Raw genomic sequence first — 26,585 nt, 5'->3', positions numbered from 1 at the left:
GAACCCTTAGTTGCTGGTTATTTCTATTTGGGTCAGTGTAATGGTATAGTATTTGTTAGGATAAAACTCAACCCACTGGCCATAGTGATTATGTGTCAAACCTAACTTCTAATGAAATACTTAATCGCCGGTTTAAGTCTATTGTGCGTACTAGCTTCAGAAGCTCAATTTACAAGAGACGATCAAGCAACCAAAATTGAATCCAGTATCGGTGTAGTGGCAGGCGTATCTTCCACCACTCTTGATTTTGGTACCAGTAGTTATACCTATGACTATTTGAATGTGATGAATTTCGAGAGTAGTTATTCACCTTCTTTTGGGTTGAACAGTGAATTCTTTTTTGCTTCCAGAAATCAAAGTTGGTCACTGTATCTCGAGCTAAACTACCACGAATATCGCATGAGGGACCAGTATACTGATTTTAATCAGACGACTCATTCAGCATCAATTTCCGCTTCACATTTAAGGATATTGCCAGTGGTTAGGTATCACATCCCCTTGGGTTCTTTTAAACCTTTTGTAGGAATCGGGTATGGGTTCAGCCACCTTCTGAAAGATCAGACCTTTAAGACCACTTATTATTATAACTCGAGTGACCCGTCGAATCCGCGAGTTGAATCAAATCCGATATTTGAAGATCCCATAACTATGGAGGATGGTTTTGAACTCTCTTTAGGATTTAAATACAAACAACTAGGTATGGAGTTCAGATACGAAGGCACACAGGGTATGTCCAATTTATTGGCGGTCAGTTCTAAAGTTAGACGAACTTACTTCTTACTGAGCTATCAAGTATTGAGTTGGTAACCAAAGTCCTCAGTTAAAACTTTGAATAGCCTGTGTGTAGGAAGCCCCATCACGGTAAAATAGGATCCGCTAATAGCTGAAATCTTTGCCATTCCTATCCATTCTTGAATACCATAAGCGCCCGCTTTATCAAACGGCTTGAAATGATCAATGTAATAATTCATTTCTTGCTCAGTTATGATATCAAATGTCACAGCTGTACTATCCGAAAAACTAATGTTCTTTTCCGGGGAAGAAACACATACACCAGAAACTACTTGGTGCGTTTTCCCTGAAAGCATGGATAGCATATTTCGAGCTTCCGTCTTATCGGCGGCTTTATTGAGAACATGGTTTTCGCAAATCACCGTGGTATCTGACGTAATGATCAGATCTTGTGGTCTCAGTTCACGATAGTTCTTGTTCTTTTTGATAGCCAGGTATTCGGCTACTTCCATTGCGGGAAGCTCATCAGGAAAGCTTTCGTCAAAGTCTCTTGTAAATACCTCAAAATCAAAGCCGAGATCTTTCAGTAATTGTTGCCTTCTAGGGCTATTGGAAGCTAGAATCAAAGTTGGTATAGAACTCATTTTTATCTATTGAACTAAATACGAAACCGCTAATTACTTTAGGGTAAAAATAGGTGGACTTCTGAGGCATGGTATAGCCACTGTAACATACTTTTTTCACCGTTTCTATAGAGATGTCTTTAGTGATCAGGGCAAACTGGGCTTCTCCTTTGGTTACCGCTTGCAAACACTCCGTAAAGTTCCTTTGGAAGGTAATGTTTCGCGCATTTACTTGCTTAGGGCCGGGTATTCCTAGGATTTTTTCAAAAATAAAGTAATGCATTACTGTAAGGTCAAGCTCTTTGATCTGATCTGGGAAGTTCCATGTGATGTCACTTATCCTCTCTGGTTTGAGTCGTATTTTGTAAGCATTGTCACCCACCAGCAGTCCAAACGCCCACATTTTGCCCAGGATAATCTCATTAACATCTGGCGCATTTTCTACTGGTTTGATGTAGAAGTATGGTTCCAGCTGGTGAAGCAGCCACTCCTCGGAGAACCCTTCCAGATCATCAACTACCCGATGAGTTGGTAAAATTCTCAGATCATCTGCTTCCGTATTCGTCAAAAACATCATATGAAAATTGTAAGGTTCTTCACCAGAGTGATTGAGGTTGTTTTTCTTACATTGATACATATATTCTAGAGAACCTCCATATCGATGATGTCCATCAGCCAGGATGATCTGCTTGTCTCGGATGATTTCCTGGATTCTTCTGATGATATTGACATCATGAATCACAGCAAACACATCGCGAACACCCTGATAGTCTTCAGACTCATAAAGTGGGGCTTTCATGCTATCATCTAAGTATTGCTCTATTTCCATGGAAGGATCTGTATACAGTCCATGAGTTGGAGATACGTTGAGTTGTGTCTCGTGCAGCAAGTCAAGCCGATCCTTTACTGAAAAGGGCATGGTGCTTTCATGGCGCAAGATGACTTTTTCGTTATAGTCATGAATGCGGATGTTACATATGAACCCTTTCCTACAGTAATTTCTATCAGATCCAGGCAGCGAGAAGTATTGATAATAAACGTATATCGCAGGCAGTTTGTCCTGGACAAGTATTTTGTTTGACTTCCATTGAGCTAGACGCTCTTTTGCTGCATGCGCTGGATTATGCTCCTGTGGCACTGAAAGGTGGATGCTGTTGAACGTCCTTTGATAGAGAGCAGCACGCTGTTTGGTAGATACTACATCAAAAAGAGGAGAAGTCAATTGATCAATCTCCTGAACCAGCTGTTGGTTATACCTCCATCCGGCAAACGGTCTTATTTCTGCCATTATTCAGCCTTCAATCGACTTTTCCAGCCGCTTCGACCAGAAGTATGACCATTTGTGCTGAAGGACGCTCCCTTTTTCTCATCTTGATATTGGTCAAAAGCAAACAAAGCGGCTACTTTCTGAATGTCTTCAGGTACTTCTTTTTTCAACACTTCTGGCTGGAAGTGTTGTTCCACGAACTTGGTGGTGAAACGACCGCTGGTAAACTCTTCATGACCGAGCACATACTGACAAAATGGGAGAGTGGTCTTGATTCCAACGATTTGGTACTCCTCAATGGCTCTTTGCATTCTTGCAATAGCTTCTGTCCGATCTTTTCCATAAGTGATCAGTTTGGCGATCATGGGGTCATAGAATATCGGAATGTCCATGCCTTCTTCATAGCCATCATCAACACGTACACCTGCACCCTGAGGCCTACGATAGACCTCCAACTTTCCTGTGTCTGGTAGGAAATTGTTCTCAGGATCTTCTGCATAAACTCTAACCTCAATACTATGCCCGTGAATTTTCAAATCCTCCTGTTTGAAAGAGAGTGCCTGACCTTCAGCTATTTTGATTTGTTCTTTCACCAGATCAAGCCCTGAAATCAATTCTGAAACAGGGTGCTCCACCTGTAAGCGTGTATTCATTTCTAAAAAGTAAAAATCCAGATTAGCATCAGCGATGAATTCCACCGTACCGGCACCATAGTAGTTGCAGGATTTGGCCACATTCACTGCGGCTTCACCGAATCGCTTGCGTTGCTCCTCATTAACTACAGGTGATGGGGCTTCTTCTATGACTTTTTGATTTCTGCGTTGGATACTGCATTCTCGTTCAAAAACATAGATTACATTACCATGCTGATCACCAAGTATCTGTACTTCAATGTGTTTGGGGGAAGTAATGAATTTTTCTATGAACACTGAATCATCACCAAATGAGTTTTTGGCTTCACTCACAGCCCGAGTCATTTGCTCCTCAAAGTCTTTGGGGTCATTTACGATCCTCATACCTTTACCGCCACCACCAGCACTTGCTTTGATCATCACGGGATATCCGATTTCTTCGGCAATCTTCTTTGCTGCCGGTACATCAGAGATGGGCTCATCCATACCTGGGACTAATGGGACATCAAAGTCTTTTACTGCCTGTTTGGATGCGAGTTTGTCTCCCATGACCTTGATGGCACTGGCAGATGGTCCGATAAATATCAGACCTGCATCCTCTACTTTTTTGGCAAAGGCAGCGTTTTCAGATAGAAATCCATAACCAGGGTGAATTGCATCAGCACCAGTCTGTTTACAGGCATCTATAATCTTGTCCATTACCAGATAAGACTCTGACGAAGGGGGTGGGCCAATTAAGACGGCTTCATCAGCAAACTGGACATGAGCGGCAGTTTTATCAGCTTCACTGTATACAGCTACCGTTTTTATACCCATTTCTTTTGCTGATCTCATCACACGAATTGCGATTTCACCTCTATTGGCAATCAGTATTTTCTGGATCTTTTTCATATACGCTAAAATAGTGATTCCTGCTTTAAATAGGGAGGATTTTGACCCTTAGATACCGGGTAGGAAATGCACTCCAAATGTTCGTTTTCTTATGAGCTTATAGCAGGTATAAAATTTTACAGATTACAATAAAACTGCTGTTTTGTTGGTCGAAGATTGAACATTTGTAATACAGGTAAAACTAATTTTCAAATATTTAGCTAAATCAAATGAGAATTATCAGTTTGCGCAATGTGGATTTAATGTTAGTTTTGTAGCTCGTTTTGGTAAGGTTTATTTAACACACGATAGATGGATTTATTTGAAAAATTACTACAGGATCGTGGGCCTCTGGGCCAGCATTCCTACTTCGATGACAACTACTACATGTTTCCAAAGTTGGAAGGGGAGATTGCTCCTCGCATGAAGTTTAGAGGTCAGGAAGTGTTAACATGGAGTTTGAATAACTACCTGGGTTTGGGTAACCATCCTGAAGTAAGAAAAGCAGATGCAGAAGCTGCTGCAGAGTGGGGGCTAGCTTACCCAATGGGCGCTAGAATGATGACAGGGAATACCGTTTATCATGAGCAGCTTGAAAGAGAGCTGGCAGAGTTTGTATCCAAAGATTCTGCTATGCTGTTAAACTTCGGTTACCAGGGAGTAATGTCAGTGATTGACGCCCTGGTAGATAGAAAAGATGTAATTGTATATGATGCAGAGTCACATGCCTGTATTATAGACGGAGTGAGATTGCATATGGGTAAGCGTTTCGTTTTCCCTCATAACGACATTGAAAACCTGGAAAGACAGCTGAAGCGAGCTGAAAAAATCACCAATGAAACTGGTGGTGGTATTCTCGTGATCACGGAAGGTGTATTCGGTATGTCTGGAAATATGGGTGATCTCAAGTCAATTGTAAAATTGAAAGAGAAATTCAACTTCAGATTGCTGGTAGACGATGCGCATGGATTCGGTACCATGGGTAAAACCGGTGCAGGAGCGGGTGAAGAGCAAGGCGTACAGGATCAGATTGATATCTACTTCTCTACTTTCGCTAAATCAATGGCTTGTATTGGTGCGTTTATAGCGGGTGATGATAAGATTATCGACGTATTAAAGTACAATGTGAGATCACAGATCTTCGCAAAATCACTACCGATAGCATTGGTCATTGGATTGCTGAAGCGCCTGGAACTGTTGAAAAGCAAACCTGAGCTTAAGGAAAACCTGTGGAAGATTGTAAATGCCATCCAATCTGGATTCGTAGAGAAAGGATATCGAATTGGTACCACCCAATCACCTGTAACTCCGGTAATTATGAATGGAGATACCATGGAAGCTGTCAATCTAGTTAAAGACCTGAGAGACAACCACAAGATCTTCTGTTCTGTGGTGGTTTATCCTGTGGTACCAAAGGGAACGATCATCTTGAGAATCATCCCTACAGCCGTTCACTCTTTGGAAGATGTGGAGCAAACTATCACAGCTTTTGAAGCTGTGAAAGGAAAGCTGGATAGTGGTGAATACAAGAAGGCAGGAGTAGAAGGAGCATACGCAAAAATTTAATTTTCTGCTTTTTTTGCCCAATATGCTTGATTTTTGAACAATTTATATAAATTGCTGAATCGAATAATTATCAGTAACCTTAATTAAAGATCTATCAATATGAAAAGATTCGAACAACTTAAAGAATTAGTAGACGGACTAGAAGCAGATTTCGCAAAGTTCTATGACAAAGACAATTCTGCTGCTGGAACTAGAGTAAGAAAAGGAATGCAAGATCTTAAGAACCTTGCTCAAGAAATCAGAATCGAAGTTCAGGATATCAAGAACAAAGCTTGATTCTACTAATTAGAAGAATATTCAAAGAAAGGGGCTTTTTAAGCCCCTTTTTTTGTGCTTTTTATTGATCTTCCAGCATGAAATTGACATTGTATATCCTAGGGTTGATAGTGACTACTTGTTTAATCGCCCAATCAAATCAAGATACAAAAGCCATCATGGAGCCAGTTAGGCAGCTTTTTGTGGCCATGGAAATGAATGATGGTGAGCTCGCTGCTTCTTTATTTGTAGACAATGCCTCGCTGCAGACCGTTTCTAAAAATGCAAAAGGTGAAGCCACTTTATCCACCATACCTGCTAGTAAGCTAGTGGAGGCCTTTGCTAAACCTAAAGAGAAAACCTATTCAGAGCCAATTTGGAATGAACAAATACATCAGGATGGAGATTATGCGGTGGTGTGGGTAGATTATGCCTTCTACCTGGGTGATGAATTTAGCCACTGTGGAGTGGACGTGTTTCAGTTGATCCAAACAGAGGGCGGATGGAAGATCTTTGGGTTAACCGATACCCGCAGAAAGGAAAACTGTGAGGTGCCTGCGGAGATTCAAGAAAAGTATAAATAGGGGAATTATTTATCCCCTAAATACATTTTGAAATGTCTCAATAGCTCTTTAGACCCTTCGAAAAGCGGTAAGCGTACATCTCTTTTCATCAAATCGAGTGCTTCCAGTCCTGTTTTCACGGAAACAGGGTTTCCTTCACGACCCACCAGATCATAGCCTTTCATCATCGCCATGTGCAGTTTGTTGGCTTCTTTGAAGTTGCCTTCCAAGCCAAATCGGATCATGTCGCTGAAGGTCTTTGGCTGAATATTAGCAATAACAGATATCGCTCCCACACATCCAAATGACATCATCGGTAAGGTCAGTTCATCATCTCCGGAGATCAGAATAAAATCATCAGGCGTATTCTGCTCAATCGTCATGCACTGGGACAGATTTCCTGAGGCCTCTTTAGTACCTATTATATTAGGATGTTTGGATAGAGCAATGGTCGTTTCGGCAGTTACATTAGAACTTGTTCTGGCAGGCACATTGTAAAGAATCACTGGAAATGGACTGGCATCTGCTATTGCCTCGTAATGCTTTTGTATACCGATTTGGCTGGGCTTGTTATAATAAGGGCTCAAGCTGAGGATAGCGGCCAAATCATAGTTCTTTACCAGATCCAATTGATCCACGACCCACTTCGTACTGTTACCACCTAGTCCATAAACTACAGGAAGGTTCCTGGGATTATTAGCAAATACAAACTCAATGACCTGATTTTTTTCTTCAGCAGAGATTGTAGGAGCCTCACCGGTTGTTCCCAAAACCACCAGGTATTCCACTCCTCCGTTACTTACATGCTCGATATGCTGTTTCAATGCATCAAAATCAATGCTAAGATCGCTTTTGAAAGGCGTTACTAATGCTACTCCTGTACCTTTAAACTGGTTGATATTCATTGTTTTGGATCATCTTTAAATACCTAATTACCTCACTACAAAGAGGTATGTTTTCTTTGGACGAATGGATCATTAAATCAAATCGATTCGCTTGTTCCTGGCCGTTTGTCCCCACGCGGCATTTGCTCTTAATCAGCGAAAATACATAATCGATTAAGAAATGCCTTGATTCATCCAGACATAGTGCAAAATCATATGATTGGTCTACGAAGGATTGCAGTTCACTGCTGTTGATCTGGCCGCTGTAGTTAATGTCAAGGCTGGTATAAAAGGGGAGATCAGTGATTTTCTTTTTGGGTTGATGGCAATAAACCATCACATTTACCTCCTTGCCAAGGCCCTCCAAATCTTTAATCATCTCTTTGAGGTTGTCTTCCTTTTCAAACTGATCTGAGTAAATGATTGCAAACCGATTGCTTGATTTAAAATCAATCATCTCCTGAGGGAGATGATGCTTTATGTTTTTCCCCGTTTTATACGTGATAATCGTTTTTTTCAACATCGCTAAATATTACTCATCTGTTTGAATTCTTCCTCACTCAGAATGGTGGTGCCAAGCTTCTCGGCTTTTTCTAGTTTAGCCGGACCCATTTTATCTCCTGCCACCAGATAATCGGTATTACCGGTAATAGAACTGGCCACTTTTCCGCCCATAGCTTTGATCAACCCTTTGAGTTCTTCCCGGTCAAATTGGCTGAACACGCCAGAAACAACCAATGTTTTACCTTCGAAGACCTGATCCAGGTTCTGATCAGTCTCTTGTTCTATCACTTGCATTTGTAAGCCTTTGGACTTTAAACGCTCTACCAGCTCTCTATTATCCTGAGACTGAAAAAAGTCAACCACGCTTTCTGCTATTCGCTCGCCGATTTCATGCACGTCCAATATCTCTTCGAAAGAAGCCGACATGAGGTTGTCGATTGATTTAAAATGTTCTGCCAGTTTTTCTGCGACAGTCTTCCCGACATATCGAATGCCCAACCCGAATAAGACACTTTGAAAAGGCGTTTCCTTGGACTTGTTGAGGCTCTCTACAATATTCTGAGCGGACTTGTCTTTGATAGATCGTGATTTCACCTCGCCAGTTACCAGATCGGTGATCTCAAACTTGAGTCCGTTTAGGTTATCATAAGTCAATTCATAGAGATCAGCAATTCCTCGAATCAGGTGTCTATCGAAAAGTCCTTTGATGGTATTGGGTCCGAGATTGGCGATATCCATGGCATTGCGGGAAATGAAATGCTCCACACGACCTTGCACTTGTGGTGGACAAGCGTCATGGTTGGGGCAGTAGTGGACAGCTTCGCCTTCCTTTCTGATCAGTTCGGTCCCACATTCCGGACATTCAGTGATGTATTGTGTAGGAGTGGAATCTTTGGGTCTTTTTACCAGATTGATTCCTGTGATTTTAGGGATGATCTCACCACCTTTTTCTACATAGACCATGTCACCCACCCGAATGTCCAGGCGTTCGATTTCATTGGCGTTGTGTAAAGAAGCCCGCTTTACCGTAGTGCCGGCCAATAAAACGGGTTCAAGTTCTGCAACTGGAGTGATTGCTCCCGTACGTCCTACCTGGTAGGTGATACCTTGTAGTTTGGTTTCAGCAGCTTCAGCTTTGTACTTGTAAGAGATGGCCCAGCGCGGGCTTTTAGCGGTAAAGCCCAGCTCCTTTTGCTGATCAGAGCTATTAACCTTGATCACAATGCCGTCCGTCTCTACTGGGAGTTCATGTCTCTTTTGTTCCCACTTGTTGATATAGTCAAATACCTCGTCGATGGTTTGGCATTTTTGGTAAGTGGGGGAGACATTAAATTTCATTTGCTCCAGTAAGTGGATGGAGTCTTCGTGTGTTTGCGGTTCCAATCCCTCGCCCAGCAATGAATACAGATAGCAGTCGAGTTTACGACCAGCCACCACGGCTGAATCCTGCATCTTTAGGGTCCCAGAGGCTGTGTTTCTGGGGTTGGCAAGCAATGCTTCTCCATTCTTTTGCCGCTCCTCGTTGAGATGCTTAAACACCTTCTTGGGCATAAATACTTCACCTCGCACCTCAAAGGACTCTGGAAAATCACCAGATAACTTTAGGGGGATTGTTCTGATCGTTTTTACATTGGTGGTGACTTCATCGCCTTTCACACCATCGCCTCGAGTAACTGCTTGCTTTAGCACTCCATGTTCATAAATCAAACTGATGGCCACTCCATCAAACTTTAGCTCACAGAAATACTCATAATCGGTGGTGCCGAGCCCCTTTTCGACTCTTTTGTCAAAATCAGCCAGATCCTCTTTGGAGTAGGTATTGCCGAGCGAAAGCATTGGATACCGATGAGCTACGGTGTTGAAGGATTTGGTAATGGTGCCGCCTACACGATGTGTGGGAGAGTCCTCTCTTTTGTATTCAGGGTGCTCGTTTTCGAGTTTTTCGAGCTCCTTCAATTTCTGATCAAATTCATAGTCAGAAATCTCCGTTCTACTTTCCTGATAGTAGATGTAAGTATGGTAGTTGAGCTCGTCGGTGAGCTTATCAATCTGGGTTTTTAATTCAGCACTCATTCGTTAGGTATAGAACATACAAATCTAGTAATCTAACGTAATCAAGCATGATGGTGGTTGGGGTTTATTCCTATGGAAAAGTAGAATGTGAATAAAAAATCTAATAAAAATTCAATAGCTGTATAACAATGTCTGATCACGGTCGTTATCTTAGCATTCCCACCTTGATTATTGGTATACCAGACTAACCGAATCCGAGTTGACTTTTCATTGACTGGTATATGATTATTTCACGATAACTGTACCAATAATTGAAACAGCCAGCTTTAATCGTTTTGAGTTTATTGGTAGTGATTGAGGCCTATAGCCAATGCGCCAGCTTACGTCAGCAGCGTAATATCACTTTCAATACCGACAAGGATTGTGCACCCGTCACAGTTACGGATTTCACTATCACCTATTTTTTCAATACTCCACAGGACCCCACACAGGTTCAGATACAGTTTGAATGGAATGATCCCGGTAGTAATGTGGATGTCTATGGGTTAGGAGATGCATCTTTTTCAGTAGGTGGTACCAATACAGAATTTACAGCAACAGGGACTTTCACTTATCCAGAAAACGATGATTGTGTTTTTGAGCCCGTTTCCAGTGTTATTTTCAATGGTGGTTTGTGCGAAACTTCCGAACAAGTGCAGGTTGTCACTTCCTGGTCAAGAGATAATGACTTTGGAGGGGATATAGCCATCTCACCAGCTGAATATGATGTTTGTTTCAACAACGCTATTGTTGATGCGGTATTTGATGACAACTCCACGTTCAACTGTAACATCAATCAGGAGCCAGACAATCCGAACCGACTGGACAGATATACGCAGTTTGTTTACGGTACCAATCACAATGCCGCCAATTCTATTCGCAACTTATCGCTAGTCGATGATGGAGGCACTACTGTCAACCTTACCGATGGTACCGCAAACCTGAGTTCCACTACTACACGATCAGGTGTCACAGGGGTGTACTTTGGGCCAATAGAGCAGATTCCATTTCCTGCTGATGGGCCTAATATGAGTTCTTTTCCGATCAGTGCTCCAGCTGATGTGAATAATTTGGTAGGCAATGAATTCGAGATTACGCTCTACAATTGGAACATCTGTAATCCCTACAATGGAGATGAGAACAATCCGAACTATGATGAAGCGGTCTCCACGACGGCTTATATACGAATAGTTGATCCTCCTGTGGCTGATTATCAAACCAGATTAAATGATGCTTCTGGTCCGGTTCAAACAACTTTCTGTTTAGGTGCGGATATCTATTTTGAAAATCTGTCTACCAATGCTGGGTCCTACACCTGGGAGTTTTATGATGACAATACCGGATCTACTCTACTAAACACCTCCAATCAGGCAAACCCGGTTTACTCTTACACCACTGCTGGTCAAAAGCTAATCAGGCTCTATGCTAGCAATCCCACAGCCCAAGGCAACTGCACTGAGATGTATGAATCCACCATCACCATGTCCCCAGCAGCAATGGCGGCCATAGAACTGTATGATGCTGGATTCGCTAATAGCATAGATGGACACTTTTGTGTCCAGGATGCCGAAACAGTACAGGTTGGCTTTAGGGATGCAACTACAGACATAGAACCTGATACTGAATGGCGATGGGAGCTATACAATGCTGATGGTTCTCTCCGAGAGAGTATTCCTGGAGGAGTAGGTACTTATGGAGCTCAGGTAACTGACTTCACGAGAAGCTACTCCGGAGCAGGTGTGTATGAGGTTCGGTTGATTGCTCGCAACAATGTGAGCTCGTGTATTTCGGAGGCAGTGGACAGTATTATTCTCTATGAAAAGCCGGAGCCTTTTTTTGAGGCCATCAATGTCTGCGAAGGTGAGCGTAGCTTACTTTACAATATAGCAGACTCGCTATCAAGTATAGACCCACGAATAAACCAGGATTATGTATCACAGTACGAATGGGATTTGAGTTATGATGGTTCAAGTTTCAATTCGGATTTAAGTCTTAATAACAACAAAGATTTTGAATTCTATCTGGATGGAAACTATACTGGCTCCGAGCCAAGCACTTCTGTTGCTGGCACTTACACGATTGCACTTAGAATGACCACCCAGTTGGGTGGTTGCTCCGAGATTTATAGTACTGAAGTTGAGGTGTTTTCATTACCGGACCCACAGCTAGGTTCTGATTATGTATCTCCTCTGTGTCCCGAGGATTCGGTTGTTTTTGACAATCAGTCAATCCTCAGCAGTGCAGATTTCCTATTGGCAATAACGGATAGTATTTCCTATTATGATACACTGGATTTTAATCAGGTCGGTTTGTCTTATGGATTTGATAATGGTTTGGATTCTATCAAGACATACTATGTCAGGTTATTGGCTGCTACTTCCAATGGATGTGAAGCGTACAGTCCGTTTATTGAGGTGGAGGTTTTGCCCTCTTTTGAGTCTGATTTTCGGGATGTCAATTACAGTGTAACCTCTGGAAATTGTTCCTTTTGGGAAAGTACGCTTCAGGTAAACTCTGCTACACAGGCATTGAATCCTGATAGTTATACCTGGACGATTTCGGATGGTAGCGGTACGATTGCAGGTTATCCAGTGACTAAGAATACTGGTGATGCTGATTTTCATTTATTGAATTACAGTTACGAGAATAGCAGTAATACCAATCAACTCTTAACTATAAGATTAGATGTGGTGAAAACAGATGCTTGCATCACATCGAGCCAACGCGATTACGTCATCAATCCTCAGCCTTCCAGTGATTTTTCACTTGATCAGGTGGACTCATGTGGTTTTGCCACTATTCGTCTGAGCGCATCACAAAAAGGGCTGCCTACCTACAACTGGAATATTTCTCCGATTCCCAATGATTGGCTTAATGAAGATGACGAACAAACGCTTGTTTATTTGCGAAACGATCCGTCAGATTCAGATATCAACACGAGTTTTACGTTAGTCACTCAGAACCTGGCAGGATGTGTGAGCGACACCATCGGAGCAACCAGCGTTGTAGAGAAGCTTGAACCACCGATTACAGCTGATTTTGTTTTGATGCCTGACACGCTGATACTTCCTGATAGTGTTGCTGCATTCACTAACAACAGCTCTACAGGACTGAATTACCTGTGGGGTTTTGATGATGGAGACAGTTCCAGCCTATACGATCCGGGGCAACATGGTTATGATACACCAGGTATCTATAGAATCTTTCTTACAGTATCCAATAATTACTGTGAAGAGTCAATAGCCCGAAATCTGGTGGTTTTGCCACCGGACCCAATTATTTCATTTACAGCAGACACCACCAGTGGTTGTAGTCCATTTACAGTCCGATTTATCAATGAGAGCAGCTATGCCGTTTCCGACACCTATTATTGGGAGTTTGGGGATGGGAACTCTTCTACACTAGAAAACCCAGTGCATACTTACAAAGAAGAAGGCGTTTACACTGTTAGACTATATGGTGAGAACGTATTGGGTAATGGTGCCGATATGATTCGAGAGGATTACATCACAGTGTTTGCACAACCCATAGCTGATTTCACTTTAAAACCTACCACCGTCTACGTGCCTGATCAAGAGGTGTTTTTTAGAAATGCGTCCACCGAAGCTTCAGCGTATCAATGGGATTTTGGAGATGGAGATACTTCTTCCGCGTTCAATCCAGTACATAGATATGCAGATTTGGGCGTTTATGACATTACACTCATCGCGTCTAATGACGATGGATGTGTAGATACGCTAACACTATTTTCTGCAGTGGAAGCTGTAGAAGGCGGGAGAGAAAAGACCCCTAACGCCTTCACACCAAGTGGTGGCAGTGAAGGCAGTAGTGAAACGATCAATGATGTGTTCATTCCCAATGTGGAGGGAGTTTCCCAGTTTAGAATGCTGATTTATAATAAATGGGGTGAGTTGTTATTTGAAAGTAAGGATCAGACAGTAGGATGGAATGGCTATTACCGTGGGCAATTGCAACCTGCAGATGTATATGTTTATCGACTGGAACTGAGGTATAGCGATGGACGCGAGCAAGTCAAAGTAGGGGATGTAACGCTGGTGAGATGAGAGGAACTTTACTTGTAGTGCTTATGCTTTTGGGGTTATCGGGGTATTCACAAGACATCCAGTACTCACAATATTATGCCAATCCCTTGTACTTAAATCCTGCTTTCACTGGAGCTATCGGCAACCATCGAGTGGCTGTCAATCACAGACTGCAATGGCCCAATTTGCCGAAGGCTTTTGCCAACTACAGTGCCTCTTACGATTTCAATGCCCCAAATTTGAATAGTGGATTCGGGTTACTGGTCAATGTAGACCGTGCTGGCTCTGGAAATTTGAGTAACACTTCCGCTGCATTCAATTACAGCTATACCATCAGCTTCCGGGATGAGTTTATCATCAAACCAGCAGTGAGTTTTGGTTATGTCAATAGAACACTTGATTATACCAAACTGATCTTCGGTGATCAGATTGACTTTGGGGTGGATGGTGCTCCATCTCAGGACCCGGGTATTACAGCCATCCGTCCCAATCAATTTATAGATATCGGGAGTGGCGTATTGATTTACAATAAGAATTTTTGGGGAGGAGTATCCGGTTTTCACTTAAATGAACCCAATAATTCACTCATAGAAGGGACAAGTAGACTGCCGATGAAACTCGCTGTGCATGGAGGAGTTCGTTTTGCTCTGGGTAATCCTGATTTCAAAGACATTAAAAAGGCCAGCGTTGCTCCGAGTTTTATTTACAAAATTCAAGGCGATTTTCATCAGTTGGACGTTGGGGCCTCATTTCATTATAGTCCTATTATGCTTGGGTTATACTATCGAGGAATACCTTGGGAGCAAACAGTAACGGGACAGGTGAACCATGACGCTGTGATCTTAATGTTTGGGGTGGAGTTTCAGAACATTCAGTTCGGATACAGTTTTGACTCCAATGTTTCCAATCTAAGTACCGAATCTGGAGGTGCTCATGAAATCTCATTGATTTATCTTTTTGACATACAGCGCAATAATGGCAAGCCAAGTAGAAGTAAGCGCTTTCTTCCTTGTCCGGCATTTGTGGACAAATTGGGCAATTGAACCCAAAGGGACAGTTGTGTAAGTGGAGTCCATTTGCATACTTTTTGGCGGAGGTTTAGAACCCATTCGGCCTATTGTTATAATTTTGAAGCAATGGCGGAAATAGAGGTTTTAGATAGGAAGATAGATTTAGCTCCGATAATTGAACAGGTGGGTGAAGTAGCTCAAAAAGCGGGATTGGAGACCTATATTGTCGGGGGGTATGTTCGTGATTTGATCTTACAGAGGCCTTCAAAAGACATTGATTTTGTATGCGTAGGCTCTGGAATTGAGCTGGCCAGTGCGGTGAAAAAGCACTTAGGAAACCAAGCCAAACTGTCTGTCTATAAAAATTTTGGCACTGCTGCTATTGCCTTTTCCGGTTTTGAACTGGAGTTTGTAGGAGCACGCCGAGAGAGCTATCGGTCCGATTCCAGAAAGCCAATTGTGGAGGATGGTACGCTGGAAGATGACCAGAATAGACGTGACTTTACCATCAATGCACTGGCTATCAGTCTCAACCAAAGCAACTTTGGAGTGCTCATTGACCCATTCGGTGGAGTAAAACATCTGGAAGAGAAGCAAATCATGACTCCATTGGACCCAGAGATCACTTTTTCGGACGATCCACTCCGCATCATGAGAGCCATTCGTTTTGCTTCCCAACTCAATTTTGATATTGCTCCTGATACTTTTAATGCGATTGTTGCTCAAAAGGAGCGCATTCGGATTATTTCGCAGGAGCGGATCACAGATGAGCTGAATAAGATCATCCTGTCGCCTGTCCCTTCGTATGGTTTCAAGTTGTTGTATAGTTCAGGGTTGCTCAAGATCATTTTTCCAGAAATGGCCAAACTGCAAGGAGTGAAAAAGGTAAACGGTAAGGGTCACAAGGACAACTTTTATCATACACTACAGGTCCTGGATAATATCTGTGAGGATACGAATGACTTATGGTTGCGATGGGCGGCCATCTTACATGATATCGCTAAGCCAGCCACGCAGCGATTTCACGAAAGTGCCGGGTGGACGTTCCATGGTCATGAAGATATGGGAGCCCGATGGACACCAAAGATTTTCAAAAAGTTAAAGCTGCCGCTGAATGAAAAGATGAAATACGTGCAGAAGCTCGTCAAACTGCATCTGAGGCCTATTGCTCTGGTCAATGAAAAGGTCACTGACTCGGCCATACGTAGACTGCTCTATGAAGCTGGAGATGACATAGATGACCTCATGACACTATGCAGGGCGGACATTACTTCCAAAAACATGGACAAAGTGCGCAAGTACCTGGCCAACTTCAAAAAGGTGGAAAAGAAGATCAAAGAGGTAGAGGAGCGTGACCATGTTCGTAATTTTCAACCACCAATATCTGGCGAGGAAATCATGCAGGCATTTGGTATTGAACCATCAAGGGAAGTCGGTGATATTAAAAATGTGATCAAAGAGGCCATATTGGAAGGAACTATCCGGAATGATCGTACAGAAGCGTGGCAATTGATGCTCGAAACAGGAAAATCAATGGGGTTAACTGCCAATTCAAAGTAATTCCTATTTTTGCAGACTTAATAGAAAGAAACACAGACTCAAATATGAAGTATTTACTATCGCTATTGATTGTATTTATCGGCCTGTTGGCAAATGCCCAGGAGAAAGCAACGACACAAACCAGAAAGGATAGTATTCCCTGGGAACTGCGTAAGAATGCGTTTATCTACAGTATGGCCAAGCAATACAACGATCCGTCCGTAGCGCGGATGGCTCTTTATAACCTGCTGGCAGAAACTCCACAGAATCCTGCTATCTATGATACGCTTGCTCTATGGTATTATGAATACAATCAACTGGCGTCTGCGGCGTTGGTGGCTCAGGATGCCATGAAATTGAATCCCGATGATTTGTTTGCGGCTGAAGTAGCGGCGATATCATTCGAGCAGCTTGGTGTAAAGAATAAGGCAGTATCCAACTACGAGAAGTTGTATCTTGCTAATAACGATATCGGAATGCTCTACAAGATTGCATTTCTTCAGTTGGATTTAAAACGATACGGTGAAGCAATCAATAATGCGGATGTCATTATCGGATCGGCAAAATCTGATTCAGAGCAATTGGTGTTCCCGATAGATGATAAGAACAACACCCAGAATGTATCACTGAAAGTGGCTGCCATTCGATTAAAAGGAATGGTAGAAGAGGATAGAGGCAATACCTCACTTGCCAAAGACCTATATCAAAAAGCACTGGACATGCAGCCGGACTTTGTTGTGCTGAAGCAGCAAATGGCAGATCTTGATAAGTAATAAAATCTAGACTAGAAAGGTACTAAAGCATGCTGAAAAGCATGCTTTTTTTGTGGGTAAAGAGACTTCTTAATCATGCCTTCATCAGCGGTAATGTAATCCGAGCCGTAGTGCCTTTACCTACAGTGGACGAATAATTAAGCTGGCCTTTGTGATTGGTGATGATGGAGTAAGTGATGGACAGTCCAAGTCCGGTACCTTTTCCTGGATCTTTGGTGCTGAAAAAGGGCTCGGTGATCTTTGGTAGATCCTCTGCGGGGATTCCTTGCCCAGAGTCAGTGATCTCTATAATTACTTTGTTCTTTCTGGTCCAGGTTTTGATCTTGATGAAACCATCCTTTTTGATGGCTTGCACAGAGTTGGTAAGAATGTTGAGAAACGCCTGATGTATTTTACCGCTATTTCCGATAACCATAAGCTCCTCCTCGGTAAAATCCTCTATTAATTCAATGCCTTCTTTAAGCTGAAACTGGATCATTACCAAGCAGTTTTTAATGATGTGATGGACGTTGCAGGGTACATCTTTCTCATCCACAGAGTGACTGAACTCATTTAAGCTAGAGACTATTTTGGACGCTCTGCTCACACCTTCTTTAATCACTCCTATGAGCAACGAATATTCTTCCTCGGTTTTGGTGCTGCTGTTTTTGAGCATCTGTTCCAGACCTTCTACACCGCCTTGAATAAAGTTGAGCGGGTTGTTGATTTCATGTGCTACACCTGCCGATAGTATACCTAATGAGGCCATTTTATCCGATTGGATCATTTGTTCTTGTGCATTTTTGAGCTGCTTGATCACTTCATTGAGCTCTTGTTTTTGTAGCTCAAGTGCTTTGGTTCGTTCGGATACTGTTTTTTCCAGCCAAATATTTCGAGAGGTTAAGGTTCGTAGCCTGATCCAATAGACAAGTACTGCTGTCACTACTATGGCCAACCCGAACAATATCTTGGCCCAAAATGTCTGCCACCAGGCAGCTTCCAGTGTCAGTTTCTTCTTTAAGATTTCGCTAGTAAATGCCCCGTCTATTCCTGTCTGCAACTGAAATGTGTAAGATCCCGGTGGTAAGTTGGTATAAACGGCGTTTCGCTCGTTTGACGCCACAATCCACTCCTGATCGAATGGATCTAGCCGGTATCGAAATTGAAGTCTGTCCGTATGCAAATAACTAATGGCTGTAAAATCGATGAGCAATCGGTCGGTACCTGATGGCACGATTATTTGCGACTCAGGATCCAACTTGATGTTGTCTGCTATGACATTTTCAATAATCAGGTTTGGTTCGAAAATGGGAGTGTTAATGGTCTGAGGGTCTAGGTTCACGATTCCATCCAGGGTTGGTATCCACAAGGTGCCGTTAGAGTCACGTAGCGACAAAGCAGCCCCAAGACAATGACTGTTTTTCATTCCATAGCTTTTATCAAATTGGCGTACTTTGAATGACTTATTTGGATCCTCAGCTGCAGCCTCTAGTTCTGCAATATTTACACTCAGAATAGAATTATCAGAGGGCAACCAAAAATTACCGTCATCGTCCTTGAGGATATCATAGACAATGTTAACACCCAGACCATTTTCGCGATTGAAGTTGACCACCTTTTCTGGACTGTAGCCCGTCAATCCGTCATTGGAAGTAATCCAGATGTATTTATCCGTGCTATAGGTGGAAAACATGAAGCTTGCTGGAAGCCCATCGTCAACCGTGAAGTACCGAATCTGGTCATTCTCATCAATGATATTGAGGCCTCCGATCGTTCCTACAATGATCTGTCCTTTGCTGTTTTCCTCTATGGACATGATGTAATTAGAGCTTAATCCATTTTCATTGGATATTTGCTGCCAGTCATCTGGGTTTGTGAACCGTATCAAACCGGCATTTTTGGTTCCAACCCAAACATTTCCCTTACTGTCTTCGAAGCTTACTCGTATAAAATTGTCCGGAAATCCATTGCTTACGGCATATTTCCGACTATTCTTTCCATCTAGTACATATAGCCCACCGTAGGTACTGACCCAAACACGTCCCTGGCTGTCTGTAAACAGATGTTTGAGGCGTGCTGTCGGCATAGGTATCGGTGGCTTGTAAGGGGAGATGACCCCATCTTTCAGAAGATCGAGCGAGCTATTTTCATTACCTAGCAAGTAGGCGTCATCACCTATCTGAGTGATATTGGCAATGATGCTGGTGCTGGTACCTTCCTCTTTCGAATAAGATACAATTGACCCGTCGGATAAAAAGAACAAGCCATTACGGTAAGTGGCCACCCACAAATTTCCCGTTTGGTCTACCAGCATGTCGCGCACATTGTTGTTAGGCATACCAGATGTCTCCGTAAGCGAATCCAGTTTGGCTTTTTCAGGATTCCATCTAAACAATCCACTCATAGTACCAAGCCATATAACATCGCTTTGATCTACGTGTACTGCGCGAATGGCCCTATCTGATATGGGAAGATGTTGTATGATCTTTTCGCCATTCCAAACATATAGTCCTCTTCCTGTGCCCACATAGATCGTATTGTTCTGGGCATAAAGTGTGTTTATTCCGTTTACATTGGTCTCAATTGGGATAAATTTAAGCTCATCGTCTATGGTATAGTAGAATAGCCTTGAGTCATCTGTTCCAAAATAAATGGATCCATCATCGGATTCGACCATGGAGAGAACGGTGCTTTCTGATAGATCAAAATCTGTTGTAAACTCTTTTAGCTCTTGGTTTCTGTATCTAAACAAATCATTCGTTCTGGTACTAAACCACAGGTCTCCATTGCTTGCTACCAGCATCTGCTCAATGCTCATGTCTAGTGTTGATTCTAGTTTTGGAGGGATGATAAACTCACCCGAATTATAGATGGAAACCCCATGCTGAGACCCAACCCAGATTTCACCATTTATACCTTGTTTTACTCTGAGTACTGTAGGAGAAGGAATGTTGCTGTTTGATCCATTGAATATGGTAAACTCTTTGCCATCAAAACGATGAAGCCCAGCATAAGTCGCTATCCAAATGTAGCCGTCATCCGACTGCATGATTTCGTTGGTAGATTCTGAAGCCATCCCCTGTTCTGTACTCCAGCTTCTTAGTACATATTGACTCGGGTTTTTGTTGATATCGAGCCGAATGTCCTGGCTCAAAACAGTGAAGGGGAGTAGTACCAATAGACTCAGAAAGAAGACGTGCTTTACCACCTTACTATTGGCAGCAACCAGGGGAAGAATATTTTTTGGACTGAGATGTAGCCACATATGTCGTTCTGTTACAACTTTTCAATTCCCTTATTGCTAATGCGTGGTTGTTTTTTAGTTTGCTTGGCAGAAAGTAGCTCGCTACTATTCTTCAGCTTTTTGTCGTAGTTGATCCAGCCAATTGACCAACGAACTATGAAGCCTTTGATGACTAAAAAAGAGCGTTAGAAATCCCTGCATAGACTCCTCAGTAGTAACAATCGTTTGATCACCATCAGCTTCAAATTTCCAGATGTGTATTGCCTTGATTCCCATCGCCGTTCCCGTCCAACTTATCAATTCTTTCTCTTTGATCTGCTGTATGGTTGATCGCACTTTGGATCCATCAATCTGCCATTTGAAATCTGCACCAACCCGTACCTCATCTATTTCTACAGATTTGATATGTTCATTCCATTCCGACCACTCCTTCATTTGAATCATCAGGGACCATACCTTATCTACGGGAGCATTGATGATAATCGACTGGCTGTCTCTTACACTAGCATCCTGATTGATCTTTCCTTCCTTAGCTAATGGACCTAATACTTTCATAATTATGTAGAGGTGTGTGTCTTAGTAAAAATACAATAATGACTATTAGTCGGAAAGGAAAAGCCAGTATTCTCGATGAACTAAACCAATGAAGGTTTTAAATGGATATTTTTCATGATTCGTTGATTGAACCAGACGGATAGGAGGCCACCGCAGAGGTACATTACAGCTATACCCAGGTAAATCCCATTGACTCCTTTCAGATCATTCAGTAGGTAAAGAGTAGGCAATCCAATGACTATCATTTGTATGAATACAATCAATGAAGCTACCAAAGGCTTGTTGAGCGTGTTGATGTTGCTGTTTACAATCTGAACGATCCCCTGAAATCCAAATGAAAATGAAACGATTTTCAAGTACAAGCCGGTCGCTGAAATGACCTCTGGGTCCTTGGTAAATATCGAGGCAATTGGTTCGTTTAGCAGGAAGAGTATTGCTGCCAGTAGAAGACCCCAGCATACTGAAAACACGTTGCTATAATTAACGCCTTTGGTGATTCTGCCTACCTCTCCAGCACCGTAGTTTTGTCCTGTAAATGGCCCAATGGAGGCGGAAAGCGCAAAGAGTATACTCATAGCTAGAAACTCCACTCGTGTTGCCACCCCATATCCGGCTACCACAAACTCGCCGTGCTCTGCCAGAAGGGCAGTAACCACGCCAGTAGTAATTGGTACAATCATCTTGCTCAATCCAGAAGGAATGCCAATGTATAAAATGGCCTTCCAGCAACCACTCAAAACATCCCAGGAAGGTATTTTGGTTACAATCAGTTTTTCTCGGTGATATAGCACCCAAAGTGAAAGCACCATGGTCATGGCTCTTGAAATGGCGGTGGCAATAGCCGCACCTTGAAGGCCAAGTTCAGGAAAAGGACCGTAACCAAAAATCAATAACGGATCCAAAATGGCATTGATGATCACTGCGAAAACCATGATCATACTCGGAGTGCGCGCATCACCTGTGGAACGTATGGCACTATTGCCAACAAAAGGAATGATCACGAAAAACAAAGTAAAGTACCAAATAGTCATGTACTCAGTCACATAGGGGAGGATTTCATCGCTTGCACCAAGCAGTCTGAAGGTGGGTTCAACAGTCAATAACCCAATGACAATAAAAACACCCGCAATAACTACGGCTAGCACCAGGCTGTCTGTGGTTTCACGGGCGGCTTTGTTTCGATCACCTTTACCGATTGATCTAGAGATCAAGGCTGTAGCACCAATACCCAACCCCTGAACAATGCTGAAAAGCACCAGTATAACGGGGAATGTAAAGCTGAGTGCTGCTAGTTGCAAACTACCAAGCTGCCCCACAAAATAGGTGTCTATCAGATTGAAAGCTACCATACTCATGATCCCAATCATCATTGGTAGCGTAAGATTGATGAGCTTTTTGTGGATAGGACCGGTGGTCAGATCTCTTTTTTGGTTTTTCAAAATGCTTCGTTGATGTTGATATAGAATCCTGAGGTATTCGCTCCCCTGGCGTAATCCACCCTTATCCGGATTTTCTCCTTAGAATTGATTTCGTATCTCAGTCCAACTCCATAGCTGCCCAAAAGTTTCTCATAGCTACCAAATTCTTCGGCTATACTTCCTAGCCCACCAAAGGCACTGAAAATGATGCGTTTGGTTAGGTATCTTCTCGTCTCCGTTTGAAGGATGGTTTGGTGGTGATCTCTATAAGCCCCCTGGTAGTAACCACGCATTCTCCGGCCACCGCCAAGCAACGCCAGGTTGTAAAATGGGGCGTCTCCAAGTATCGATTGATGGTAAAACTGCAGTCCCACTTCTGTGCGATCAATTGGTGAAAAATACTTGCGCGCATCGATGTACATGTCGGTAAAACTATAATCTCCAATTGCTCGGTTTTCATATTGTAAGACTCGGCCTTCAAGATAGTAGCCGTCACTTGGGGAGAAAAGATTGTTTCGCTTGTCCAGTATAAATGAACCACCGATTCCAAAGACTTGCTGTGGTTCAATGCCAAGAATATCGCCAGTTGCCAGTTCACCATTGGCATCAACTTCAATGTTGAAATAATTATCAAAAAAGATGGTAGGACCCAGATAAAAATCACTGTGTAATTTGAATAGCCAGTTGGTCTCCATTCTCAGAAAATCTGCAGTATAGACTTCATAGGTATCCAGGTCTACTTCTGAGCCCACACCGTAGAACTGATAAGGGTAGATATAATAAGCCCATTCACCTTTGAGCCAGTGTTTGTCTTTATTAAGAAACACATTAAAAGGCATGGTGGCCAAGACTTGATTCTCAAGTGTGTAAATAAAAACTGCCTGCACATTGGAGGGCCGGGCTAAGGAGTCGCTGCTGGTGCGGAAATAGCGCATGCCTGCTACCCCGAATCCCAGACTGGTTTCAGGTGAAAAGAAAATAGCTGGTAGCACGATAATACCTGAGGTTTTATCTTCTTTGAGTTTGGTGCTATCACGTTGCTGACCACTGGCATAGAGGATGATCATCTGCAAAATGATAAGTGTGATTGCCTTGGAAGATAGATTCATGAAATCGTGATTGCAGCGTAATGTTAATGGAATACTTTTGATCTTTCCCAATAGATTCGAAGATGGAGATTGGATTGGATGTGGTTAATTTCGGGCTGAGTGAACAAGACTATTGTTCTACACTGAAATTGTTAGTTAATTCGCGAACCTTTTCAAACGATACAAGGTTTAGTTTTCTTCGTTTACAATGACTATTATGGAGCAAATAACTTTAGGTTCTGGATGTTTTTGGTGCACGGAAGCCGTTTTTCAGCGATTGAAAGGAGTCCATTCAGCCGTGTCAGGTTATTCAGGAGGCAAGACCAAAGACCCGTTTTATCGGGAAGTGGTGGCAGGTAAAACAGGTCATGCAGAGGTAGTGCAGGTTACATACGATCCAGCACAGGTTTCACTAGAGGAGATTTTGGAGGTATTTTGGAAAACCCACGATCCAACCACTCTTAACCGACAGGGTAACGATGTGGGTACGCAATACCGATCAGCGATATTTTATCACAGTGAAGAGCAGAAGGAAATAGCCGAACGATTGAAGCAAGCACTAGACAAATCTGGTGCATGGGTTGATCCAATTGTAACCGAGATTACCAAATTTGATGCGTTTTACCCAGCTGAGGATTACCACCAGGATTATTACAACGAAAATGGCTCGCAACCTTACTGCCAGTTTGTGGTAGCACCTAAAGTCAAGAAGTTTAAGGAAGTCTTTCCTGACAAACTAAAGGAGGACTAAAACAGCGAAAGTTGACTAAGCGCAGGTTTTGGGGCGTAACCCATTACCGTTCGCCCACCATATTTCCAGGAGTTCATACGCTCTTGTTCTATTACAGTATCTAGGTTTCCTGTGGGTTGAAAGTGTTGTTCCATTTTCACAGCGGCATTATGTAGTGATTTAAACGCTTTCATCTTGTCAGATCGATCCATTTTGGCACGCTCCAGAGCCTTGTTCAATACACTGATGCTTTCATCATAGACCTTGGTAGGAACAGGAAAGGGATGCCCATCTTTGCCTCCATGCGCAAAGGAAAAACGAGCTGGATCAGCAAATCTGGATGACGTACCATAGATTACTTCACTTACCAGCGTAAGTGATTGTAAAGTACGAGGGCCCAAACCTTGTAGTAATAATAATTCTTCAAAACTGCCAGCGGGAAGCTCTTGAGCTAGAGCCAGGATGGTCCCCAATCTTTTAATGTCCACATCTTTTTGGCGTACGTCGTGGTGGGCTGGTAGACGAATCTGTTTGATTTCTTGAAGCATTTTGTCTGGTGCTTCGGTTGTTATTTCCAGTATCGATTTTTTAGTCACTTCAGCATCAGGATGAGTCAGGTTCAGTATTTCACCTTGATTTTGACCATAGATAAACTGATGAGGCTCCTCAGTGAAACTCTTCAGTCCCAGGCTGTGCCAGTGATACCTTCTGGCATAACCACTTGCTCCGTTCATGCCTTGCTGGATAACTGCCCAGTCTCCTTCATCAGATAAAACGAATGAGTGTAGATAAATCTGAAAACCATCCTGAATAGCAGTATTGTCAACCTTGGCTGCCAGTCTGCTGGATCTCACCAGGTCATTACCGTTCAAACCAGTTTTATGCGCAATATGTAAAAGTTCGTCTGGTGTGTTGCGGCTGTGCTTGCCACGACCACCACATATATAAATCCCCAACTCATGAGCCACTGGATTCAATGAAGATTTGAGTGCTCCCATGACAGAGGTGGTAATACCAGACGAATGCCAGTCCATACCAAGCACACAGCCAAGTGATTGAAACCAAGCAGGATCACTCATTCGTTTTATCACCTCTTGCTTTCCATATTCGATCAATAGTGCTTCGATGATGGCTTTACCAAGTTTACTCATTCGCTGAGCTAGCCACCTGGGTACTTTGCCATTATGCAGTGGCAAATCTGCATGTCCGGATCGCTTCATAGAGTAAAGCTAAAATAATTAGCATTAAATACTAAATAAATTAGCTTCAATATATGCCATGCTTTGATTTAACTTAGAGCTTTCAAGAAACCTATTACTATATGCTTAGAGGACTACTTTTATTATTCGCTACCAACGTAATTGTGTGTACAAGTTCTGCACAACTGAAATCACCTGAGGAGTTTTTGGGATATGAACTGGGTGAGGCCTTTTCCCGGCACCATCAGGTTTGGTTGATTATTTCAAACATGTAGCTGCTTCGTCAGACAAGGTGCAGTTGGAACAGTATGGTAGCACTTATGAGATGCGGCCATTGTATTTGGCTTACATTTCTTCTCCTGCAAACCTGGCCAAATTGGAAGATATCAGATTGGATAATTTAAAAAGAACCGGGTTGGAAAGTGGAGCTCCTGCAAATAAAGTAAGCGTGGTTTGGCTCAGTTATAATGTACACGGAAACGAGTCGGTGTCCACCGAAGCTTCTATGGCTACTATTTATGAATTGGTCCGAGATGGAGGTAAAGCTGATTGGTTAGAAAATACAGTGGTGATCATTGATCCCTGCATCAACCCTGATGGTAGAGAACGATACGTGAATTTTTACTGGGAGCATAAGAACTCTCCATACAATCCAGATCCCAATAGCTGGGAACATCATGAAGACTGGCCTGGAGGCAGAGCCAATCACTACTTGTTTGATTTGAATCGTGACTGGGCCTGGCAAACGCAGATTGAGACCCAACAGCGTATCGCAAAGTTCAATAAGTGGTTGCCTCATGTACATGTTGATTTTCATGAGCAAGGTGTAAACTCGCCTTATTATTTTGCTCCGGCTGCTGAGCCTTTGCATGAGGTGATTACCGACTGGCAGGTAGACTTTCAAACACAAATTGGTAAAAATCACGCCAAGTACTTTGATGAGAATAATTGGTTTTACTTCACCAAACAACGATTCGATCTTCTTTACCCAAGTTATGGAGATACCTATCCAACCTACAATGGGAGTATTGGGATGACCTATGAGCAAGGTGGATCCGG

At 42.7% G+C, this 26,585-nt stretch carries 21 protein-coding genes; 10 read left to right on the top strand and 11 right to left on the bottom strand.

The genetic code is table 11. The annotated features are described in order from the left end of the window. The first annotated feature begins 111 nt into the window (after window positions 1–111). Window positions 112–807, top strand: coding sequence for an outer membrane beta-barrel protein (locus tag ACO067_RS00105; RefSeq protein WP_421868914.1), 696 nt, complete (start codon window positions 112–114; stop codon window positions 805–807). Here the strand turns inward: ACO067_RS00105 and ACO067_RS00100 are convergent. From ACO067_RS00100 to accC, 3 genes are read right to left on the bottom strand one after another with little or no spacing between them, the layout of a single operon-like run. Further along, on the bottom strand, window positions 789–1,376 hold the full coding sequence (locus ACO067_RS00100; RefSeq protein WP_421868912.1) for a Maf family nucleotide pyrophosphatase: 588 nt from the start codon (window positions 1,374–1,376) through the stop codon (window positions 789–791). The two genes, ACO067_RS00105 and ACO067_RS00100, sit on opposite strands and share 19 nt — an antisense overlap. After that, window positions 1,339–2,643, bottom strand: coding sequence for a DUF1015 domain-containing protein (locus ACO067_RS00095; RefSeq protein WP_421868910.1), 1,305 nt, complete (start codon window positions 2,641–2,643; stop codon window positions 1,339–1,341). Before ACO067_RS00095 ends, ACO067_RS00100 begins: the two co-directional genes overlap by 38 nt. Continuing rightward, complete coding sequence (gene accC / locus ACO067_RS00090) at window positions 2,643–4,145, bottom strand: acetyl-CoA carboxylase biotin carboxylase subunit (RefSeq protein WP_421868906.1); 1,503 nt, start codon at window positions 4,143–4,145, stop codon at window positions 2,643–2,645. The genes ACO067_RS00095 and accC overlap by 1 nt, the downstream gene beginning before the upstream one ends. Before the next feature lie 291 nt (window positions 4,146–4,436). On the opposite strand from accC, the gene ACO067_RS00085 reads away from it, so the two are divergent. From ACO067_RS00085 to ACO067_RS00075, 3 genes are all read left to right on the top strand, one after another. Further along, window positions 4,437–5,690: an aminotransferase class I/II-fold pyridoxal phosphate-dependent enzyme gene (locus ACO067_RS00085; protein WP_421868904.1), complete on the top strand. Its 1,254-nt coding sequence runs from the start codon at window positions 4,437–4,439 to the stop codon at window positions 5,688–5,690. A gap of 99 nt (window positions 5,691–5,789) precedes the next feature. Further along, window positions 5,790–5,966: a histone H1 gene (locus ACO067_RS00080; protein WP_421868902.1), complete on the top strand. Its 177-nt coding sequence runs from the start codon at window positions 5,790–5,792 to the stop codon at window positions 5,964–5,966. Between the two features lie 77 nt (window positions 5,967–6,043). Next, complete coding sequence (locus tag ACO067_RS00075) at window positions 6,044–6,529, top strand: nuclear transport factor 2 family protein (RefSeq protein ID WP_421868899.1); 486 nt, start codon at window positions 6,044–6,046, stop codon at window positions 6,527–6,529. Between the two features lie 5 nt (window positions 6,530–6,534). On the opposite strand, the gene dapA is transcribed toward ACO067_RS00075, so the two are convergent. Genes dapA through ligA form a run of 3 tightly spaced genes read right to left on the bottom strand, consistent with a single transcriptional unit; the run spans window position 6,535 to window position 9,969 of the window. Continuing rightward, window positions 6,535–7,413 carry a 4-hydroxy-tetrahydrodipicolinate synthase gene (gene dapA, locus ACO067_RS00070; RefSeq protein WP_421868896.1) on the bottom strand — a complete coding sequence of 293 codons (879 nt, stop codon included), beginning with the start codon at window positions 7,411–7,413 and terminating at the stop codon, window positions 6,535–6,537. Then, complete coding sequence (locus tag ACO067_RS00065) at window positions 7,394–7,915, bottom strand: DUF6913 domain-containing protein (protein WP_421868893.1); 522 nt, start codon at window positions 7,913–7,915, stop codon at window positions 7,394–7,396. Before ACO067_RS00065 ends, dapA begins: the two co-directional genes overlap by 20 nt. A 2-nt stretch (window positions 7,916–7,917) precedes the next feature. After that, on the bottom strand, window positions 7,918–9,969 hold the full coding sequence (gene ligA, locus ACO067_RS00060) for an NAD-dependent DNA ligase LigA (RefSeq protein ID WP_421868890.1): 2,052 nt from the start codon (window positions 9,967–9,969) through the stop codon (window positions 7,918–7,920). 251 nt (window positions 9,970–10,220) lie between these two features. On the opposite strand from ligA, the gene ACO067_RS00055 reads away from it, so the two are divergent. From ACO067_RS00055 to ACO067_RS00040, 4 genes are all read left to right on the top strand, one after another. Next, window positions 10,221–14,012, top strand: coding sequence for a PKD domain-containing protein (locus ACO067_RS00055; protein ID WP_421868887.1), 3,792 nt, complete (start codon window positions 10,221–10,223; stop codon window positions 14,010–14,012). After that, window positions 14,009–15,034 carry a type IX secretion system membrane protein PorP/SprF gene (locus ACO067_RS00050; RefSeq protein WP_421868885.1) on the top strand — a complete coding sequence of 342 codons (1,026 nt, stop codon included), beginning with the start codon at window positions 14,009–14,011 and terminating at the stop codon, window positions 15,032–15,034. Before ACO067_RS00055 ends, ACO067_RS00050 begins: the two co-directional genes overlap by 4 nt. A 93-nt stretch (window positions 15,035–15,127) precedes the next feature. Continuing rightward, on the top strand, window positions 15,128–16,561 hold the full coding sequence (locus ACO067_RS00045) for a CCA tRNA nucleotidyltransferase (RefSeq protein WP_421868883.1): 1,434 nt from the start codon (window positions 15,128–15,130) through the stop codon (window positions 16,559–16,561). Between the two features lie 44 nt (window positions 16,562–16,605). Continuing rightward, a complete protein-coding gene (locus tag ACO067_RS00040) occupies window positions 16,606–17,313 on the top strand; it encodes a tetratricopeptide repeat protein (protein ID WP_421868880.1) in 708 nt (235 codons plus the stop codon). Window positions 17,314–17,386: 73 nt separating this feature from the next. On the opposite strand, the gene ACO067_RS00035 is transcribed toward ACO067_RS00040, so the two are convergent. The 4 genes from ACO067_RS00035 to ACO067_RS00020 form a co-directional block, all read right to left on the bottom strand. Beyond that, window positions 17,387–20,557, bottom strand: a complete 3,171-nt coding sequence (locus tag ACO067_RS00035; RefSeq protein WP_421868878.1) for a two-component regulator propeller domain-containing protein — start codon at window positions 20,555–20,557, stop codon at window positions 17,387–17,389. Window positions 20,558–20,641: 84 nt separating this feature from the next. Then, window positions 20,642–21,091 (bottom strand): SRPBCC family protein, encoded by a 450-nt coding sequence (locus ACO067_RS00030; RefSeq protein WP_421868875.1) that lies wholly within the window; start codon window positions 21,089–21,091, stop codon window positions 20,642–20,644. 80 nt (window positions 21,092–21,171) lie between these two features. Further along, window positions 21,172–22,530: an MATE family efflux transporter gene (locus ACO067_RS00025; RefSeq protein WP_421868872.1), complete on the bottom strand. Its 1,359-nt coding sequence runs from the start codon at window positions 22,528–22,530 to the stop codon at window positions 21,172–21,174. Beyond that, on the bottom strand, window positions 22,527–23,618 hold the full coding sequence (locus ACO067_RS00020) for a BamA/TamA family outer membrane protein (RefSeq protein ID WP_421868869.1): 1,092 nt from the start codon (window positions 23,616–23,618) through the stop codon (window positions 22,527–22,529). Before ACO067_RS00020 ends, ACO067_RS00025 begins: the two co-directional genes overlap by 4 nt. A 196-nt stretch (window positions 23,619–23,814) precedes the next feature. Between ACO067_RS00020 and msrA the strand changes: the two genes are divergently transcribed. Then, entirely contained in the window at window positions 23,815–24,348 is a 534-nt protein-coding gene (gene msrA / locus ACO067_RS00015) for a peptide-methionine (S)-S-oxide reductase MsrA (protein WP_421868866.1), read from the top strand. On the opposite strand, the gene ACO067_RS00010 is transcribed toward msrA, so the two are convergent. Then, window positions 24,345–25,547 carry a DUF763 domain-containing protein gene (locus ACO067_RS00010; RefSeq protein ID WP_421868863.1) on the bottom strand — a complete coding sequence of 401 codons (1,203 nt, stop codon included), beginning with the start codon at window positions 25,545–25,547 and terminating at the stop codon, window positions 24,345–24,347. The genes msrA and ACO067_RS00010 overlap by 4 nt on opposite strands. A 229-nt stretch (window positions 25,548–25,776) precedes the next feature. On the opposite strand from ACO067_RS00010, the gene ACO067_RS00005 reads away from it, so the two are divergent. Then, window positions 25,777–26,585: M14 family zinc carboxypeptidase (locus tag ACO067_RS00005; RefSeq protein WP_421868861.1), on the top strand; the 809-nt coding region annotated here is incomplete at its 3' end.

The sequence above is a fragment of the Marinoscillum sp. genome (assembly GCF_965229915.1).
In the GTDB taxonomy this organism is placed as follows: domain Bacteria; phylum Bacteroidota; class Bacteroidia; order Cytophagales; family Cyclobacteriaceae; genus Marinoscillum.
This window is presented reverse-complemented; position numbering and strand designations above follow the sequence as displayed.

Coding starts and splice junctions, on each gene's coding strand:
- ACO067_RS00105 (WP_421868914.1), top strand. CDS start 112: ATGAAATACTTAATCGCCGGTTTAAGTCTATTGTGCGTACTAGCTTCA.
- ACO067_RS00100 (WP_421868912.1), bottom strand. CDS start 1,376: ATGAGTTCTATACCAACTTTGATTCTAGCTTCCAATAGCCCTAGAAGG.
- ACO067_RS00095 (WP_421868910.1), bottom strand. CDS start 2,643: ATGGCAGAAATAAGACCGTTTGCCGGATGGAGGTATAACCAACAGCTG.
- accC (WP_421868906.1), bottom strand. CDS start 4,145: ATGAAAAAGATCCAGAAAATACTGATTGCCAATAGAGGTGAAATCGCA.
- ACO067_RS00085 (WP_421868904.1), top strand. CDS start 4,437: ATGGATTTATTTGAAAAATTACTACAGGATCGTGGGCCTCTGGGCCAG.
- ACO067_RS00080 (WP_421868902.1), top strand. CDS start 5,790: ATGAAAAGATTCGAACAACTTAAAGAATTAGTAGACGGACTAGAAGCA.
- ACO067_RS00075 (WP_421868899.1), top strand. CDS start 6,044: ATGAAATTGACATTGTATATCCTAGGGTTGATAGTGACTACTTGTTTA.
- dapA (WP_421868896.1), bottom strand. CDS start 7,413: ATGAATATCAACCAGTTTAAAGGTACAGGAGTAGCATTAGTAACGCCT.
- ACO067_RS00065 (WP_421868893.1), bottom strand. CDS start 7,915: ATGTTGAAAAAAACGATTATCACGTATAAAACGGGGAAAAACATAAAG.
- ligA (WP_421868890.1), bottom strand. CDS start 9,969: ATGAGTGCTGAATTAAAAACCCAGATTGATAAGCTCACCGACGAGCTC.
- ACO067_RS00050 (WP_421868885.1), top strand. CDS start 14,009: ATGAGAGGAACTTTACTTGTAGTGCTTATGCTTTTGGGGTTATCGGGG.
- ACO067_RS00045 (WP_421868883.1), top strand. CDS start 15,128: ATGGCGGAAATAGAGGTTTTAGATAGGAAGATAGATTTAGCTCCGATA.
- ACO067_RS00040 (WP_421868880.1), top strand. CDS start 16,606: ATGAAGTATTTACTATCGCTATTGATTGTATTTATCGGCCTGTTGGCA.
- ACO067_RS00035 (WP_421868878.1), bottom strand. CDS start 20,557: ATGTGGCTACATCTCAGTCCAAAAAATATTCTTCCCCTGGTTGCTGCC.
- ACO067_RS00030 (WP_421868875.1), bottom strand. CDS start 21,091: ATGAAAGTATTAGGTCCATTAGCTAAGGAAGGAAAGATCAATCAGGAT.
- ACO067_RS00020 (WP_421868869.1), bottom strand. CDS start 23,618: ATGAATCTATCTTCCAAGGCAATCACACTTATCATTTTGCAGATGATC.
- msrA (WP_421868866.1), top strand. CDS start 23,815: ATGGAGCAAATAACTTTAGGTTCTGGATGTTTTTGGTGCACGGAAGCC.
- ACO067_RS00010 (WP_421868863.1), bottom strand. CDS start 25,547: ATGAAGCGATCCGGACATGCAGATTTGCCACTGCATAATGGCAAAGTA.